Here is a 15,238-nt window from a genome sequence, read left to right as displayed (position 1 = left end):
TTGCGGCGGCAAAGAAAAGTAGGTGCCGCCCCGCACAGGGGCGACGCATGAACGGCAAACACCGTAGCGCGGATGCCAGCGCAAACACGAGCAAACCAAACCAGCCGCGCCACGAAGGCAAAACCCGGATACCAGCGAAAAAACCAAACCAACCGCACCGCGAATGCCAGCGCAATGGCAAAAACCCCCACCACCCTGAATTGACCGAATAAACCGGAACCTCGGCGTTTCCCCACGCCCACAACCCGTCACAATCAACCGCATATCGGCAGCCTTGCACGCCAGGAGAATGCGATCCATGGACTGGAAAAACCTGCTAATCGAAACACCAGTCTGGCTGATGGCCCGCTTCCATTCGCCACGTTTCGACCCGCGCCGCGACACCCCACGCGAAATCCTCGTGCTCCGCCCCAACGATTTCGGCGAACTGCTCACCACCACCCCGCTCTTCGAATCGCTGCGCAAGCAGTTTCCGTCGACGCGCCTGATCGCCGGGATCGGCAGTTGGGGACGCCCCATCTTGGAGAACAATCCGTATATCGACGAAATCGTCGAACTCGACGCGCCCTGGAACAACAAGATCGTCACGGACCGGTCCCACAAGAACGTCTTGCGCTTCCTGTGGAAGTCCCCTCAGATCGACGCGCTGCGCGCCCGGGGCGGCTTCGACGTCGCGATCGATGTGCTAGGCAGCTATATGGGCGCGTTGCTGATGATGCGGCTCGGCGCGCGCTACCGCATCGGCGTGCGCGGCTATCGCGGCGGCTGGAGCGGCTGTCAGGCGCACGTCGTCTACGCGCGACGGCAGGCCGGACGCGCGGCGCTCGCGCAAGGCGAATTGCTCGGCGCGACAGCGTTGCCGGAAGTGCGGCCGCAACTATTTCTGACCACCGACGAACGCGCACGCGCCACGCAACTCTGGATGACAAACCCGCCAGCAGGTCGGCCCACCGTGCGCATCGTCGCTGGCGTCGGCGCCGGCGTGCCCACCAAGGCATGGCCCCCGCGCGAAGTCGGCGCGGCGCTCGCGCAAATCGCCCTAGCGCTGGAACAGCAAGGCCACGCGTGTGAAGTCGTGATCGTCGGCAGCGCGGCGGATCAGGCTCGCGCGGCCGAGGCCATCGCCGTAGCCGGTCCGGGCGTGTCCGTTCGCTCCGTTGCAGGCGAAGTGCCGATGCGCGTCATGTTCGCGCTCGTGGAACAGGCAGACGTCGTGCTGACGAACTCGACGATGCTGATGCACGTGGCGGCTGCGTTCCGCCGTCCAACGGTCGCCGTGCTCGGCGGCAGCATCACGAAACCGGACGTGCATGACGCGATATGGGGTTATCCACCGCCCTATGTGAGCGTCACGCCCGAGAGGTCCGCCGACGGTCAGCGGCTGAAGGATTGGCCGGAGGTCGGGCGCGTGGCGCAAGCGGTGTTGCAGTCCGTCGCCACGGTGGACGCGCCGCGCACGAGCCTCGACGCTGCGGCCTGACGGCGCGAGCGCTGTTTCGTCGACGATGCCGCTCAGCGTCGTCCGCGCTGTCACGATGGGCGCAACATGGTGATCGCGTGACGAACCACGCTGCCCGCAGACCGATCCGCGTTTAGAATCGCCTGCATGAACCAGATCGCCGCCCTGCCGATGTACAACGTCTCGCCCGCGCTCGCCGCTGACTGGCATGCGCTGCTCGTGGACGTGCTGCGCAATGTCGACCCTCGCGCCGCGATCGTCGAACCGGACGATCTGCACACGTTCTGGCGACGCCCCGACCTGCTGCTGTCGCAGACCTGCGGTTATCCGTACGTGCTCGGGCTGCACGAGCATGTGCAACTAATCGCGACACCACGATTCGATGCGCCCGGCTGCGAGAGTGCGAACTATTCGAGCGTGCTCGTCACGCGTGATGACGCCCAGTTCGATTCGATCGAAGCCTGTCGCGGCGCGCGCGCCGCCTTCAATTCCACCGATTCGAACAGTGGCTATAACGCGTTGCGCCACGCAGTTGCGCCGCATGCGAAGAACGGCAGGTTCTTCGGCGCAACGCTGGAAACAGGATCGCATCTCGGCTCGCTGCGCGCGATTGCAGAAGATCGCGCGGACCTTGCCGCGATCGATTGCGTCACGATGGCCTTCGCGCGCGACGCGTATCCGGAACTGACGGGCCGCTTGCGCGAAATCGGCTACACGCGTTCATCGCCGGGGCTGCCGTTGATCGCGTCGACGCATGTTGCACCTGAACAGATCGACGCTTTGCGCGACGCGCTCGACGAAGCCGTCACAGCACAACCCGAGCGGGCGCGACGACTCAAGCTCAAAGGCTTTTCGCGCTTGCCGCCCGAAGCATACGAAAGCATCCGTCAAATGGAAAACGAGGCGCGCGTAGCGAACTACGCGCGCCTCGCATGACGCTTCCTCGAAAACCAGCGCCTTATTCGACGTCCAGCACCAACAGCTGCGCACCATCGGTGACCTGATCGCCGACTGCGTACAGCACCTCAGCCACCTTGCCCGCAGTGGGCGAGCCGATCGTGTGCTCCATCTTCATCGCTTCCATCACGATCAGCGGCTGCCCTTTCTCCACCACTGCGCCCTGTTCGACCAGCACCGCGATCACCTTGCCCGGCATCGGCGCAGTGAGACGCCCTTCGCCATGTTCGGCATCGGCTGCATGCGCGAGCAGGTTCTGCCATTCGAAGGCGAGCGCGTCGCCGCGGCAGAACACATGGAACGTATCGCCGTCGATAAACACGCGGCCCGTCACATGCGCGTCGCCGATCGTCGCGCCATATTCATGCTGGCCCGCGCCCGTCCACCACTTGAACGGCTCGGTGCGGCCATCGTGCGTGAGGGTCCGCGTATCGCCGTCGCGTGAGAAAACCGCTGTAAACGCAGCCTCTTTCTCGACGTCGCGCCAGTTGAGCGTCTGCGTATAACCGCCGTTCAGGCGCCAGTGCGACAGCGCATCCCACGGCGACGCCCCATGCGCGACACCGCCTTCTCGCGTCAATAGCGCGCCACATGCGAGCGCCAGCGCTTCGACGAACGGCTTTTTTACCGGTGCGAACAGCGCATCGTGATGACGCTCGATCAACCCCGTATCGAGATCGCCCGTCGAAAACGGCACGCTCGCGACGATACGCTGCAGGAACTCGACGTTCGTATGCGGGCCGACCACTTCGCAGCCGCGCAGCGCCTGGCTCATACGCTTCAGCGCTTCTTCACGGCTTGCGCCATGCACGATCAGCTTCGCGATCATCGGATCGTAGAACGGCGTGATCGTATCGCCCTCGCGCACGCCGCTGTCGATACGCACGGGCGCACGCTCGCCGCCCGCGCCAAGCGAAAACTCCACGCCTTCCGGCATGCGCAGATGCTTCAACGTACCCGTCGACGGCAAAAAGCCGCGCGCCGGATGCTCGGCGTAGATGCGCGCCTCGATCGCATGGCCCTCGACTCTCAGTTGATCCTGCGCGAGCGGCAGCGGCTCGCCCGCCGCGACACGCAACTGCCATTCGACGAGATCGAGTCCCGTCACCATCTCCGTCACAGGATGCTCGACCTGCAGACGCGTGTTCATCTCCATGAAGTAGAACTCGCCGCCTTCCGTCATGATGAACTCGACCGTGCCCGCGCCGACGTAGTTCACCGCGCGCGCCGCCGCGACAGCGGCCTCGCCCATCGCGCGCCGCACGTGCGGCTGCAAGCCGGGCGCGGGCGCTTCTTCAAGTACTTTCTGGTGACGGCGCTGCACCGAGCAGTCGCGGTCGAACAGATAGACCGCGCCGCCATGCTTGTCGGCAAACACCTGCACTTCAACGTGACGCGGACGCGTCAGATACTTTTCGATCAGCACGCGATCGTTGCCGAAGCTGCTCGCGGCCTCGCGCTTGCACGACGCCAGCGCGGCGTCGAATTCCTCGGTGCGCGTGACCACGCGCATGCCCTTGCCGCCGCCGCCCGCGCTCGCCTTCAGCAGCACGGGATAGCCGATCTCATCGGCCTGGCGATGCAGCAGATCGGCGTTCTGGTCGTCGCCGTGATAGCCCGGCACGAGCGGCACGGCAGCCGAATGCATCAGCGCCTTCGCAGCGGCCTTCGAGCCCATCGCGGCAATCGCTTCGACGGGCGGCCCGATGAACGCGATGCCCGCCTTCTCGCAAGCGTGCGCGAAGTCCTCGTTCTCCGACAAAAAGCCGTAGCCGGGGTGCACGGCCTGCGCGCCCGTCGCGATTGCCGCCTCGATGATGCGTTCGACGCGCAGATAGCTTTCCGCCGCCGTCGAGCCGCCGATATGCACGGCTTCGTCGCACGCGGCGACATGCTTCGCGTTCGCGTCGGCGTCGGAATAGACCGCGACGCTCGTGATGCCGAGCCGCTTGCAGGTCGCGGCGACGCGGCAGGCAATTTCGCCCCGGTTCGCAATCAGGATCTTGTTGAACATGAGGTGTCTCGATGGGTGTTGTTCTGTGCCGTGGCGACGTTCAAGCGCGTCTTTTAAACCCGCCACGAAGGCGAGCGCTTCTCAAGAAACGACGCGACGCCTTCGCGGCCTTCCGCGCCCGCGCGCGTTTTCGCAATACGCGCGGCCGTATCTTCGATTAACGCCGCGCTGATCTCGCGGCCCGCGATGTCGTGCACGAGCTGCTTGCACGCCTTCACCGCTTGCGGTCCGTTCGCGCACAACGTGGCCGCGAGTTGCTGCACGGTCTCGTCGAGCTGGTCCGCGCTCACGCATTCGGCGACAAAGCCCAAGCGATAAGCCGTCGCGCAATCGAATGCTTCCGCCGTCATGAAGTAACGGCGCGACGCCTGCTCGCCGAGCGCGCGGATCACATACGGCGCGATCGTCGCGGGAATCAGGCCGAGGCGCGCTTCGGACAGGCAGAACTTCGCGCTGTCGACGGCGACGACGATATCGCACGCCGAGATCAGGCCCATGCCGCCCGCGTAAGCGTCGCCGTTCACGCGCGCGATCACCGGCTTGTTGCAGCGGTAGATCGACGCGAGCATGTCGGCAAGACGCATTGCGTCGGCGCGGTTCTCGTCGTCCGAGTAACCGGCCATCTTCTTCATCCAGTTCAGGTCCGCGCCCGCGCAGAACGCCTTGCCGCTCGCCGCGAGCACGACGGCGCGCACGTCGTCGCGCTCGTTCAGCGCGCGAAACACCGACGTGAGTTCCGCGATCATCGCTTCGTTGAACGCGTTGCGCACATCCGGGCGATTGAGCGTGACGGTGGCGATCCCGCTCTCGAACGCGACGATCAGGTTATCGTATTGCATGGCCGAAACTCCTTTCGCTGCGCCGTCGTTACATGCGGAACACGCCGAAGCGTGTGTCTTCGATCGGCGCGTTCATCGCCGCTGACAAGCCGAGGCCCAATACGTCACGCGTCTGCGCAGGATCGATCACGCCGTCATCCCACAAGCGGGCGCTGGCGTAATACGGATGCCCCTGATGCTCGTACTGCTCACGGATCGGCTGCTTGAACGCCTCTTCCTGCTCGGCCGTCCACGTGCCGCCCTTCCCTTCGATGCCGTCGCGCTTGACAGTGGCGAGCACGGACGCCGCCTGCTCGCCGCCCATCACCGAGATGCGTGCGTTCGGCCACATCCACAGGAAGCGCGGCGAATACGCGCGGCCGCACATGCCGTAGTTGCCCGCGCCGAACGATCCACCGATGATCACCGTGAACTTCGGCACCTTCGCGGTGGCGACGGCCGTCACCATCTTCGCGCCGTTGCGCGCGATGCCTTCGTTCTCGTACTTGCGGCCCACCATGAAGCCCGTGATGTTCTGCAGGAACACGAGCGGAATCTTGCGCTGTGCGCACAGTTCGATGAAGTGCGCGCCCTTCAACGCCGACTCGGAAAACAGAATGCCGTTGTTCGCGACGATGCCGACGGGATGCCCCCAGATATGCGCGAAGCCGCATACGAGCGTCGTGCCGTAGCGCGCCTTGAACTCGTCGAACGCGGAATCGTCGACGATACGCGCGATCACTTCACGGATGTCGAAGGGCTTGCGCGTATCGACGGGAATCACGCCGTAGATGCTCTTTTCGTCGTAGCGCGGCGGCTTCGGTTCCTGCATCGTGACAGGCACGTCCTTGCGCCGGTTCAGATTGCCGACGATGCTGCGCGCAATCGCCAGCGCGTGCGGGTCGTTTTGCGCGAGATGATCGACGACGCCCGACAGACGCGTGTGCACGTCGCCGCCGCCCAGATCTTCCGCGCTGACCTCTTCGCCCGTCGCCGCTTTGACCAGAGGCGGGCCGCCCAGAAAAATCGTGCCTTGATTCTTGACGATGATCGACTCGTCGCTCATGGCGGGCACATACGCGCCGCCCGCCGTGCACGAGCCCATTACAACGGCGATCTGCGGAATACCTTGCGCCGACAGGTTCGCCTGGTTATAGAAGATGCGGCCGAAGTGATCGCGGTCGGGAAACACCTCGTCCTGATTCGGCAGGTTCGCGCCGCCCGAATCGACGAGATACACGCACGGCAAGCGGTTTTCCTCGGCAATTTCCTGCGCGCGGACGTGCTTCTTCACGGTCACGGGGTAGTAGGTGCCGCCCTTCACCGTCGCGTCGTTGCAGACGATCACGCACTCCTGGCCCGCGATGCGCCCGATGCCCGTAATCACGCCCGCGCCCGGCGCGTCGTCGTGATACATGCCGAACGCCGCGAGTTGCGACAGTTCGAGAAACGGCGTGCCCGGATCGAGCAGTTGCGCGATGCGATCGCGCGGCAGCAGCTTGCCGCGCGACACGTGCTTGTCGCGCGCGGCGGGACCGCCGCCCAGCGCGAGCTTGCTGATCTTCGCCTTCAGGTCTTCGACGAGCGCTTCGAGCGCGGCCGCGTTGGTGCGGAAATCGTCGGAGCGCGGGTTCAGCTTCGATTCGATGATCGGCATGTTGTGTTCTCGCTAGTGTCGACTGGAGTTAGCGCTTTAGCGCTTACTCCAGTCCCATCGCATGTCGACCGGTGTTGGCGCTTCAGCGCCTACTCCGGTCCCATGGGGAGTCGGCCAGAGTTAGCGCTATAGCGCTTCCTCCAGTCCCATGGCTCTTACATCGTTTCCGCGAACAGCTCGCGGCCGATCAGCATGCGGCGGATTTCGCTCGTACCCGCGCCGATTTCATAGAGCTTCGCGTCGCGCCACAGACGTCCCACGGGATATTCGTTGATATACCCATTGCCGCCGAGAATCTGAATCGCCTCGCCCGCCATCCACGTAGCCTTTTCCGCCGTGTAGAGAATCACGCCCGCGCAGTCCTTGCGCACCTGGCGCACATGCGCCGTACCGATCGTATCGAGCTGGCGGCCCACCGCGTACAGATACGCGCGGCACGCCTGCAACGTGGTGTACAGATCGGCGACCTTGCCCTGGATCAGCTGGAATTCGCCGATCGACTGACCGAACTGCTTGCGGTCGTGGATGTACGGCACAACAGAATCCATCACCGCCAGCATGATGCCCGTCGGGCCACCCGCGAGCACGGCGCGCTCGTAGTCGAGGCCGCTCATCAGCACCTTCACGCCGCCGTTCAGCTCACCCAGAATGTTCTCTTCCGGCACTTCGACGTTCTCGAACACCAGTTCGCCCGTGTGCGAGCCGCGCATTCCGAGCTTGTCGAGCTTTTGCGCGACGGAAAAGCCCTTCATGCCCTTCTCGACGATGAACGCCGTGATGCCGCGCGGACCGGCTTCGATATCCGTCTTCGCGTAGACCACGAGCGTGTCGCAGTCCGGGCCGTTCGTGATCCACATCTTCGTGCCGTTCAGCACGTAGCGGTCGCCCTTCTTCTCGGCGCGCAGCTTCATGCTGACCACGTCCGAGCCCGCGTTCGGCTCGCTCATCGCAAGCGCGCCCACATGATCGCCCGACACCAGCTTCGGCAGGTACTTCTCTTTTTGCGCCGCGGTGCCGTTGCGGTGAATCTGGTTCACGCACAGATTCGAGTGCGCGCCGTACGACAGCCCGACGGATGCCGACGCGCGCGAGATTTCCTCCATCGCGACCATGTGCGCGGTGTAGCCCATGTTCGCGCCGCCGTATTCCTCGGAGACTGTCATGCCGAGCACGCCCAGATCGCCGAACTTCTTCCACAGGTCCATCGGGAACTGGTCGGTGCGGTCGATCTCGCCCGCACGCGGCGCGATCTCCTTCGCCGCAAACGACGCGAGGCTGTCGCGCAGCATCTCGATCTCTTCACCAAGCGGGAACTGCAAACCGGGCAAGTTGCTCATGTGTGTCTCCAAGAGTTCGTGGCGGGCGGCTCACGGTGTAGCGCCGCCTCGCATCAGGCAATTTTTCTGAGCCGGACTCAGCCGGCTGGCCCGCCGCGCATTTGGCTTCCATCGTCATTCATACGACATGTGCGGCCGCGCGGCAGTACAGAGCGCATTTCACTCCAGATTTACGTAAGCGTCAATCGGTATTTTTGAGTGTCACTCAAAAACCGTGAAGTACACGCTGAATGGCCTGCCAGCGTGGTAGTATCGGCCGCAACGGGGCCTTCCTGCTCCGAAATCTGAACTGGACTCATATGATGGGCGTAGCAAGGGCCGAGGTATCGGGATCGCGCCGCCAGCCGGCGGGCCGCAAGTCGCAGCAACGTGTGAAGGAGATCCTTCAGGCGGGCCGCGACGTCTTTTCCGAAAAGGGCTACGAACGCGCGACGACGGCAGAGATCGCGCAGCGGCTCGGCATTTCCGAGGCCACGGTGTTCAGCTACTTTCGCGGCAAGCGCGAGCTGTGCGCGCGCGTGATCGGCGACTGGTACGACGAGATCATCGAAGCAATCGAGTCGGGCCTGCCGCGCGACGGCAGCATCCGCCAGCAGTTCGCGTTCATCGTGCGCACGCATCTGCGGCTGATGCTGGTCAATGGGACGGGGCTGTGCGCGCTCGTCCTGTCGGAAGGCCGCACGCGTCAGCACGAACTCAGCGAAGAACTGACGGGCTTGCAGCGCCGCTACACCGCGCCGCTGATGCGCGTGCTGTCGCACGGCCAGCAGACGGGCCAGATCCGCTCGGACGTGCCGCTGCGCCTGCTGCGCTCGCTCGTCTTCGGCCCGATGGAACACGTGCTGTGGGACGCGACGCTCGGCAATCGCCGCACCGACATCGACGCCACGGCAGACCGCCTGATCGACGTGCTGTGGTCCGCGTTGCAGCCGCCCGACGCGTCGCTCAGCGCGCTGGTGCAGTTCCGCCAGGAAGTGGGCGAAGCGGCGCGCCGCCTGGCCGAAGCGGAAGCCGCGCATCAGCAGAATGCGAAGCAACCGGCGCCCGAACGTATCAATACCGGCGAAGACGCCTGAGCCTCCGCGTAGCACCGAGCGCCCGGCCGGGTGCGCAACTTGCTGACGATGTTGATGCCAGCAACGTAACCCAAGGAGGCCCGGCCATGTCAACCACGCCCAACGAAGGCGAAAATCCGATCCGCCCCGACCAGTCCGACGTCGTGCAGACCGATCTGCCCGATGTCGGTCCGTCGCAGGACCCGGACGCGCCGCCGCTCGATCCTGACGTCAACCCCGATTACGAAGACGACAAGCCGTAGGACGGGCGCCGTTCGTCGACAACATCGAATGACAGGGAGGGAGGATCATCGTGCAACACGTATTCAACAGAACATGCCAGATGGGCGTCGCGAGCTTGCTGGCCGCGCTCATCTCGACAACAGCGCCCGCGCAAGGCTCGCCGCAATCCGTCACCGAACGCCGTACGGAAGTCATGCAGACGGGCAGCGGCTTTCGCGCCTCGAAGCTCGCGGGAACGAGCGTTTATAACCGCGACAAGGACAAGATCGGCACCATCGACGATCTGATCGTCTCGCCGTCCGATCACACCGCGTTCGCGATTCTGTCGGTGGGCGGCTTTCTCGGCATGGGCAAGCACTACGTCGCCGTGCCGTTCAGCGATCTGCAGATCACCGCCAAACAGGTGACGATGCCGGAGGCGACCAAGTCGTCGCTTGAAGCATTGCCCGAGTTCAAGTACGCGCCTGACTGAGCATGGAAACCTTCGACCGCTTCGCATCGAACCTGCGAAGCGGCCATATTCATTCGTCGATCAGCGCGGGAATCTCAGCGACGAGCGCGTCAATCGCGCAACGCACTTTCGACGCCATATAGCGCGTTTGCGGCCACACGACATTGATCTCCTGCGGCGGCAAACTGCAGCGCCCCTTGACCAGCACGAGTTCGCCCGACTTCACGTAACGCGCGAGCAGCCATGACGGAATGCGCGCGAGCCCAAAGCCCGCGATCGCCGCCGCGGCAATCGCCTGCACGTCGTCCATGCTCAGTTGCGGGTTGATCTTCACGCGCTTCACCTGCCCTGCCTCGTCGTGCAAATCCCAAGGCACGAGCGCGCCGCCACGCGCATACACGATGCCGTCACGCCCATCCATCTCGTCGAGCGAGACGGGCATGCCGTACCGCATGAGATACGACGGCGCCGCGCCGATGCTCGTGTACTGCACGCCCAGGCGCCGCGCGGCGAGACTCGTGCTGTCGCGTAACTCGCCGATCCGCACGGCGAGATCGAAGCCTTCTTCGACCAGATCGACCATGCGGTCGCTGAACGACATGTCGATCTGCAGTTTCGGATGCCGGCGCGCCAGATTCATCAGCACGGGCGCGACGCACAACTGGCCGAACGCGAGCGGCAAGCTCACGCGCAGCCGCCCGCGCGGCGCGCGCCGTCCGCCTTCGAGTTCGGCCTCGGCCGCTTCCAGTTCAGCGAGCGCGCGCACGCAACGCTCGTAGTACGCCTGGCCGTCTTCCGTGAGGCTCTGGCTGCGCGTCGTGCGATGGATCAGGCGTACGCCGAGCCGCGTCTCCAGGCGCGCAATCACCTTGCCGACAGCCGAGCGCGTAAGGTTCAGCCGTTCGGCCGCCAGCGCGAAACTTCCCGCCTCGACCACCTGCACGAAGGTCGCCACACCGTCGAGGCGATCAATCATCGTGCCGCCTGATTGGTTCCATTCTGGCCGCATTCATGGGAATTTTCCTCGTCAATCGGGACTGATGTTCCCGATATATTAGCCGTTCATCTACCGCAACGGGATTCAGCTCATGCAGCCTCTTCGTCCGCGCAAGAACACCCTTGCGCTGCTCGCCGCCTGCCTTTCGTCGTTGATGTTCGGGCTCGAGATTTCCAGTGTCCCCGCGATCCTGCCGGCGCTCGAACATCTGCTGCACGGCGATTTCAAGGACATGCAATGGGTCATGAACGCGTACACGATTGCCTGCACGACTGTCCTGATGGCGACGGGCACGCTCGCGGACCGCTTCGGCCGCAAGCGCGTGTTCGTCGTCAGCATTGCGCTGTTCGGCATTACGTCGCTGCTGTGCGGGCTGGCGTCGAACATGGCCGTGCTGATCGCGGGCCGCTTCCTGCAAGGCGCGAGCGGCGGCGCGATGCTTATCTGCCAGGTCGCCGTGCTGTCGCATCAGTTCCAGCAGGGACATGAGCGCGTCAAGGCGTTCGCCGCGTGGGGCATCATCTTCGGCATCGGGCTGGGGTTCGGGCCGATTATCGGCAGCGCGACGGTCGCACTGACGGGCTGGCAGTGGGTGTTTCTCGTGCACGCGCCGCTGGCGCTCGCGACGATCGCGCTCGCCATCAGCGGCGTCAGTGAATCGCGTGATCCGCATGCGCAGAAGCTCGATATCGCGGGCGTCGTGACCTTGTCGCTCGCCGTGTTCGGCGTCGCCTTCTATATCACCCAGGGCGCGGACTTCGGCTTCGCGAGCCTGCCCGCGCTTGGCATCGTCGCAGCGAGCGCGCTCTGCCTGACCGCGTTCTTCGTCGCCGAGAACATGAGCGCGCATCCGATGTTCGACTTCTCCGTGTTTCGCATCCGCAAGTTCTCGGGCGCGCTGATCGGATCGGCTGCGATGAATTTCAGCTTCTGGCCTTTCATGATCTATCTGCCCGTGTACTTTCATAACGCACTCGGCTACGACGATCTGCACGCGGGACTCGCGCTACTTGCCTATACGCTGCCTACGCTGGTCGTACCGCCCGTCGCGGAACGTCTCGCGCATCGCTATCAGCCGGGCTTCGTGATTCCCGGCGGGCTCTTCACCATTGGGCTCGGCTTCATGCTGATGCGTATCGGCAGCGGCGCCGAGCACGCCAGCTGGATGACGATGCTGCCCGGCTGCGTGATTGCTGGCGTCGGACTCGGCCTCACCAACACGACCGTGACGAACACCACGACGGGCGCCGTGTCGACGGCACGCGCCGGCATGGCCTCGGGCATCGACATGAGCGCCCGGATGATCTCGCTCGCCATCAACATCGCGTTGATGGGGTTCGTGCTGGTGGCGGGCGTCGCTGCATCTCTGTCGCGCGCGTGGTCAGGCGCGCAGGACGCCGCGCAGATTCACGCGACAAGCGCAGCAATTGCGGCGGGCCATGTCGTCGCGCTCGACGGCAAGATCGCGCACGATGCGCTCGTGCACGGCTTCGGCTGGGTGATGCTGTATGGAGGCGTGGGCGCGTGGCTGCTCGCGGCGGCGAGCTTCGTAACGTTCGGCGCGATGACGAACCCGACCCGTTCGAAGCTGGAAGAGGCGCGCGCGGCGACATCTGCGCAACGCACGGATTGATACAAAAAAGCGTGAGCGCGGATGACGCGCTCACGCTTTCCAGACGTGCAGATCAGTAATAAGGATACGGCGCGTAAACGGCGCCCGGCGGGGCATAGTAATAAGGACGCGGCGCGTAATAGACGGGGCCCGGCGCGTAGTATGCAGGCGGCGTCGCATAGACGGGCGCGGGCGGCTGCGAGATGGTGTTGCCCTTCGACGTCATGCACTGCGCGTAAGCCGCGTCGTAGCGCGCCTGCAGGCCATAAGCCGAATACGACGCGCCGTTCGCGCCCGCCGCGCCGCCGACCAGCAAGCCGCTGCCCGCGCCGATTGCCGCGCCGGCACCCGGATTGCCCGCTGCCGCGCCGATCAGCGCGCCGACAGCCGCACCGCCCAGCGTGCCGACAGCCGCGCTGCCCACCGCGTTGTTGGTGGCCGCCTGCGATGCACCATTGGCGTCCGTGCTGCGGTACGCGTAGTCGCGGCACGTGTAGTCGTCCTGCTGGAACTGTTCGAGCGGCTCGCCCTTGCGCGGCAGCGCAACCACGCTCGGCCCGCTGGGCGGGATGACGGCACAACCGCCCATTGCGAGCAACACCCCGACGAGGACCGTCGGCATTGCGACCTTTCTTGTGACCTGAGTCTTGTTCATGTTCGTCGACCTGCCAATGAAAAATGCCAATGTCCAATAGAAGAACAATAGTCCAATAGACTTAGGATTGAGTTACGAATCCGTTACTGGATATTTCTGCACTTTGACCTGGCGCAACGCGCAAAAAGTAAAAAAGGGTCAGCGGAATTCACCTTGAAATCGCGACCATATATGTGCATCATGCACATATGCATAGTGCACACATTGAGGTGACGCGATGACCCGGCGCATGGAAAATCTGCTCGGCGTGCTCGCCCTTCTGGTGACGGACGAACTAAACGCACAACCCAGCATTCCCGCGCTGGCCGGTTCGACCGCGCGCGCAATACTCAATGCAATCGGCCAGTACCCCGACTCGTCGATCGAACTGCTGCGCGATGCCGTCGACCTCTCGCATCCCGCCGCCGTGCGCGCGGTAGCGGGACTCGTCGATGCAGGCCTCGTCGAAAAGAAGGCGGGCAGCGACAAGCGCTCGGTTGCGTTGGCTCTCACGGCTACCGGGCGCCGCGAAGCGAACCGCTTGCGCACCGCGCGCGGGCGCATGCTCGAACGCATCGCCGCGAGGCTCGACGAAAGCGAGCGCGACGTGTTCGAAGGTCTGCTGATCAAGATACTCTGGAACGAAACGCGCGACTCGCCGCACGCGATGCAGCTTTGCCGCTTCTGCGACGACAAGCCATGCCTGAAGGCGGGCTGCCCCGTCGAGTGCCGCGAACAGGGGCTGCCGATGCCGGAGAGGAGCGCATCATGAGCGCCGCCGATATAGACGCGATCCGCTTGAACGCTCCGCCCGTGCGCTGGCGCGCGGTGGTCGCGCTGACGGCTGTCTCGACGCTCTCGCAGATCGGCCAGTTCGGAATCGGCTTCATGGTCCTGCCCGTATGGCTCGCGCATCAAGGGCTCGATGCACCGCGCGCCGGACTCTTCGCCGCAGCGCAATGGGCGGGCATGTTCGTCGGACTGTGGTTCGCGCCGCGCCTGATCGAACGCATCGGATCGAAGCTGACGGTGACGCTGGGGCTCGCCGCTTCGCTGATCGCGTATGCATCGTTCGGCGCCTTGTCCTGGCCTGCGTGGATATTGCCCGGCATGCTGACGGGACTCGGCATCGGCTTGCGCTGGATCGCGAACGAGACCTGGCTCTACAGTCTCGTGCCCGCCGACAAGAGCGGCAAAGTGGTCGGCGTTCACGAAACCTTGATCGCATCGGCGGGCGTGCTTGCGCCTGCGCTCGCGGTCTACGGTGGCGTGAGCGGCACATTGGTGTTCGTGTCGGGTTCGCTGCTGACGCTCGCTGCCGCTATTCCGTTGTGGCTCACACGTTCGTCCGCACCGCCACCTGCATTGAAGCCACAACAGGTCGCTCGCGGCAAGCGCCTCGAACTGGGGCCGATTGTTTGCCTCGGCCTCGTTACGATTGCCGTCGGCGGCATCGGTGACGGTGCGCTCTACGGGCTCTTTCCGCTCTTCGCCGACAGCCGAGGACTCACGGCCACGCAAACCGCGACGATGCTCGCGTGCTTCGGTATCGGCGGCATGGTGTTGCAATTTCCCGTTGGTTGGCTCGCGGATCGCGCCGGTCTCGCGGCAACGGTGATCGTCTGCGCATTGACCAGCACGGCGGCTATCGTCGCGTTTTCGTTCGCGCCGTCCGCGTCGCTCGCCTATGTCGGAGCCGCGCTGCTGCTCGGCGGCATGAACAGCGCGTACATCACGCTCGGCATGTATGCGGCCGCGTGCAGCGACAAACTCGCGATAACCCGCAACATGCGCGTGCTGTCGCTCGCCTTCACTGCATGCTCGATCGCCGGGCCGCTGTTTGCCGGGTCTGCGATGAAGGCTCTCGGCAACGATCTGTTGATGTGGCAACTCGCGATCATGAGCGGCGCGCTCATGATCTACACGCTCGGCATGCGTGAAGGGCACCGGCAGGCGCGGCAGCGCGCGCCTTCGGTCTCTTCCTGATAACCGTGGGGCGCGCGC

At 64.5% G+C, this 15,238-nt stretch carries 15 protein-coding genes; 9 read left to right on the top strand and 6 right to left on the bottom strand.

The window, feature by feature from the left end; all coding sequences use genetic code 11:
* Positions 1-47 precede the first annotated feature (47 nt).
* The 3 genes from C2L64_RS53335 (at position 48) to C2L64_RS22470 (ending at position 2,395) form a co-directional block, all read left to right on the top strand.
* Positions 48-212: a hypothetical protein gene (locus C2L64_RS53335; RefSeq protein ID WP_158660534.1), complete on the top strand. Its 165-nt coding sequence runs from the start codon at positions 48-50 to the stop codon at positions 210-212.
* Positions 213-298: 86 nt separating this feature from the next.
* Positions 299-1,480, top strand: a complete 1,182-nt coding sequence (locus C2L64_RS22475) for a glycosyltransferase family 9 protein (protein WP_009769694.1) — start codon at positions 299-301, stop codon at positions 1,478-1,480.
* A 126-nt stretch (positions 1,481-1,606) separates the two neighbouring features.
* A complete protein-coding gene (locus C2L64_RS22470) occupies positions 1,607-2,395 on the top strand; it encodes a phosphate/phosphite/phosphonate ABC transporter substrate-binding protein (RefSeq protein ID WP_009769695.1) in 789 nt (262 codons plus the stop codon).
* A 22-nt stretch (positions 2,396-2,417) separates the two neighbouring features.
* Here the strand turns inward: C2L64_RS22470 and C2L64_RS22465 are convergent, their stop codons facing one another.
* The 4 genes from C2L64_RS22465 to C2L64_RS22450 all read right to left on the bottom strand — a co-directional run bounded on the left by C2L64_RS22465 (position 2,418) and on the right by C2L64_RS22450 (position 8,242).
* Positions 2,418-4,430, bottom strand: a complete 2,013-nt coding sequence (locus C2L64_RS22465; protein ID WP_009769696.1) for an acetyl/propionyl/methylcrotonyl-CoA carboxylase subunit alpha — start codon at positions 4,428-4,430, stop codon at positions 2,418-2,420.
* Between the two features lie 53 nt (positions 4,431-4,483).
* The gene (locus tag C2L64_RS22460; RefSeq protein ID WP_009769697.1) at positions 4,484-5,269 is read right to left on the bottom strand and encodes an enoyl-CoA hydratase/isomerase family protein; all 786 of its coding nucleotides are present in this window, start codon (positions 5,267-5,269) and stop codon (positions 4,484-4,486) included.
* A 28-nt stretch (positions 5,270-5,297) separates the two neighbouring features.
* Positions 5,298-6,905, bottom strand: a complete 1,608-nt coding sequence (locus C2L64_RS22455) for a carboxyl transferase domain-containing protein (protein WP_007743072.1) — start codon at positions 6,903-6,905, stop codon at positions 5,298-5,300.
* Positions 6,906-7,060: 155 nt separating this feature from the next.
* Positions 7,061-8,242, bottom strand: a complete 1,182-nt coding sequence (locus C2L64_RS22450; RefSeq protein ID WP_009769698.1) for an isovaleryl-CoA dehydrogenase — start codon at positions 8,240-8,242, stop codon at positions 7,061-7,063.
* A gap of 299 nt (positions 8,243-8,541) precedes the next feature.
* Between C2L64_RS22450 and C2L64_RS22445 the strand changes: the two genes are divergently transcribed.
* From C2L64_RS22445 to C2L64_RS22440, 3 genes are all read left to right on the top strand, one after another.
* Positions 8,542-9,318 carry a TetR/AcrR family transcriptional regulator gene (locus C2L64_RS22445; protein ID WP_009769699.1) on the top strand — a complete coding sequence of 259 codons (777 nt, stop codon included), beginning with the start codon at positions 8,542-8,544 and terminating at the stop codon, positions 9,316-9,318.
* An 86-nt stretch (positions 9,319-9,404) separates the two neighbouring features.
* On the top strand, positions 9,405-9,560 hold the full coding sequence (locus C2L64_RS54160) for a hypothetical protein (protein WP_007743066.1): 156 nt from the start codon (positions 9,405-9,407) through the stop codon (positions 9,558-9,560).
* A gap of 80 nt (positions 9,561-9,640) precedes the next feature.
* Positions 9,641-10,012 (top strand): PRC-barrel domain-containing protein, encoded by a 372-nt coding sequence (locus C2L64_RS22440; protein ID WP_009769700.1) that lies wholly within the window; start codon positions 9,641-9,643, stop codon positions 10,010-10,012.
* A gap of 49 nt (positions 10,013-10,061) precedes the next feature.
* Here C2L64_RS22440 and C2L64_RS22435 read toward each other — a convergent pair whose 3' ends face one another.
* Entirely contained in the window at positions 10,062-10,967 is a 906-nt protein-coding gene (locus C2L64_RS22435; RefSeq protein WP_039901919.1) for a LysR family transcriptional regulator, read from the bottom strand.
* A gap of 112 nt (positions 10,968-11,079) precedes the next feature.
* Here C2L64_RS22435 and C2L64_RS22430 point away from each other — a divergent pair, with 112 nt between their 5' ends.
* Positions 11,080-12,621: an MFS transporter gene (locus C2L64_RS22430; protein WP_009769702.1), complete on the top strand. Its 1,542-nt coding sequence runs from the start codon at positions 11,080-11,082 to the stop codon at positions 12,619-12,621.
* Between the two features lie 52 nt (positions 12,622-12,673).
* Here the strand turns inward: C2L64_RS22430 and C2L64_RS22425 are convergent, their stop codons facing one another.
* Positions 12,674-13,255, bottom strand: a complete 582-nt coding sequence (locus tag C2L64_RS22425) for a YMGG-like glycine zipper-containing protein (RefSeq protein ID WP_039901921.1) — start codon at positions 13,253-13,255, stop codon at positions 12,674-12,676.
* 217 nt (positions 13,256-13,472) lie between these two features.
* On the opposite strand from C2L64_RS22425, the gene C2L64_RS22420 reads away from it, so the two are divergent.
* Together C2L64_RS22420 and C2L64_RS22415 are read left to right on the top strand one after the other, a co-directional pair.
* The gene (locus C2L64_RS22420; RefSeq protein ID WP_007743056.1) at positions 13,473-14,006 is read left to right on the top strand and encodes a MarR family winged helix-turn-helix transcriptional regulator; all 534 of its coding nucleotides are present in this window, start codon (positions 13,473-13,475) and stop codon (positions 14,004-14,006) included.
* On the top strand, positions 14,003-15,220 hold the full coding sequence (locus tag C2L64_RS22415) for an MFS transporter (RefSeq protein ID WP_007743054.1): 1,218 nt from the start codon (positions 14,003-14,005) through the stop codon (positions 15,218-15,220). Before C2L64_RS22420 ends, C2L64_RS22415 begins: the two co-directional genes overlap by 4 nt.
* Positions 15,221-15,238 lie beyond the last annotated feature (18 nt).

This window comes from Paraburkholderia hospita, from assembly GCF_002902965.1.
Lineage (GTDB): Bacteria > Pseudomonadota > Gammaproteobacteria > Burkholderiales > Burkholderiaceae > Paraburkholderia > Paraburkholderia hospita.
Note: the sequence above shows the minus strand (reverse complement) of the source record. Positions and strands in the feature narration are given on the sequence as shown.

Bases quoted from the DNA above. Each gene is read 5' to 3' on its own strand.
- C2L64_RS53335 (WP_158660534.1), top strand. From the start codon at position 48: ATGAACGGCAAACACCGTAGCGCGGATGCCAGCGCAAACACGAGCAAA.
- C2L64_RS22475 (WP_009769694.1), top strand. From the start codon at position 299: ATGGACTGGAAAAACCTGCTAATCGAAACACCAGTCTGGCTGATGGCC.
- C2L64_RS22470 (WP_009769695.1), top strand. From the start codon at position 1,607: ATGAACCAGATCGCCGCCCTGCCGATGTACAACGTCTCGCCCGCGCTC.
- C2L64_RS22465 (WP_009769696.1), bottom strand. From the start codon at position 4,430: ATGTTCAACAAGATCCTGATTGCGAACCGGGGCGAAATTGCCTGCCGC.
- C2L64_RS22460 (WP_009769697.1), bottom strand. From the start codon at position 5,269: ATGCAATACGATAACCTGATCGTCGCGTTCGAGAGCGGGATCGCCACC.
- C2L64_RS22455 (WP_007743072.1), bottom strand. From the start codon at position 6,905: ATGCCGATCATCGAATCGAAGCTGAACCCGCGCTCCGACGATTTCCGC.
- C2L64_RS22450 (WP_009769698.1), bottom strand. From the start codon at position 8,242: ATGAGCAACTTGCCCGGTTTGCAGTTCCCGCTTGGTGAAGAGATCGAG.
- C2L64_RS22445 (WP_009769699.1), top strand. From the start codon at position 8,542: ATGATGGGCGTAGCAAGGGCCGAGGTATCGGGATCGCGCCGCCAGCCG.
- C2L64_RS54160 (WP_007743066.1), top strand. From the start codon at position 9,405: ATGTCAACCACGCCCAACGAAGGCGAAAATCCGATCCGCCCCGACCAG.
- C2L64_RS22440 (WP_009769700.1), top strand. From the start codon at position 9,641: ATGGGCGTCGCGAGCTTGCTGGCCGCGCTCATCTCGACAACAGCGCCC.
- C2L64_RS22435 (WP_039901919.1), bottom strand. From the start codon at position 10,967: ATGATTGATCGCCTCGACGGTGTGGCGACCTTCGTGCAGGTGGTCGAG.
- C2L64_RS22430 (WP_009769702.1), top strand. From the start codon at position 11,080: ATGCAGCCTCTTCGTCCGCGCAAGAACACCCTTGCGCTGCTCGCCGCC.
- C2L64_RS22425 (WP_039901921.1), bottom strand. From the start codon at position 13,255: ATGAACAAGACTCAGGTCACAAGAAAGGTCGCAATGCCGACGGTCCTC.
- C2L64_RS22420 (WP_007743056.1), top strand. From the start codon at position 13,473: ATGACCCGGCGCATGGAAAATCTGCTCGGCGTGCTCGCCCTTCTGGTG.
- C2L64_RS22415 (WP_007743054.1), top strand. From the start codon at position 14,003: ATGAGCGCCGCCGATATAGACGCGATCCGCTTGAACGCTCCGCCCGTG.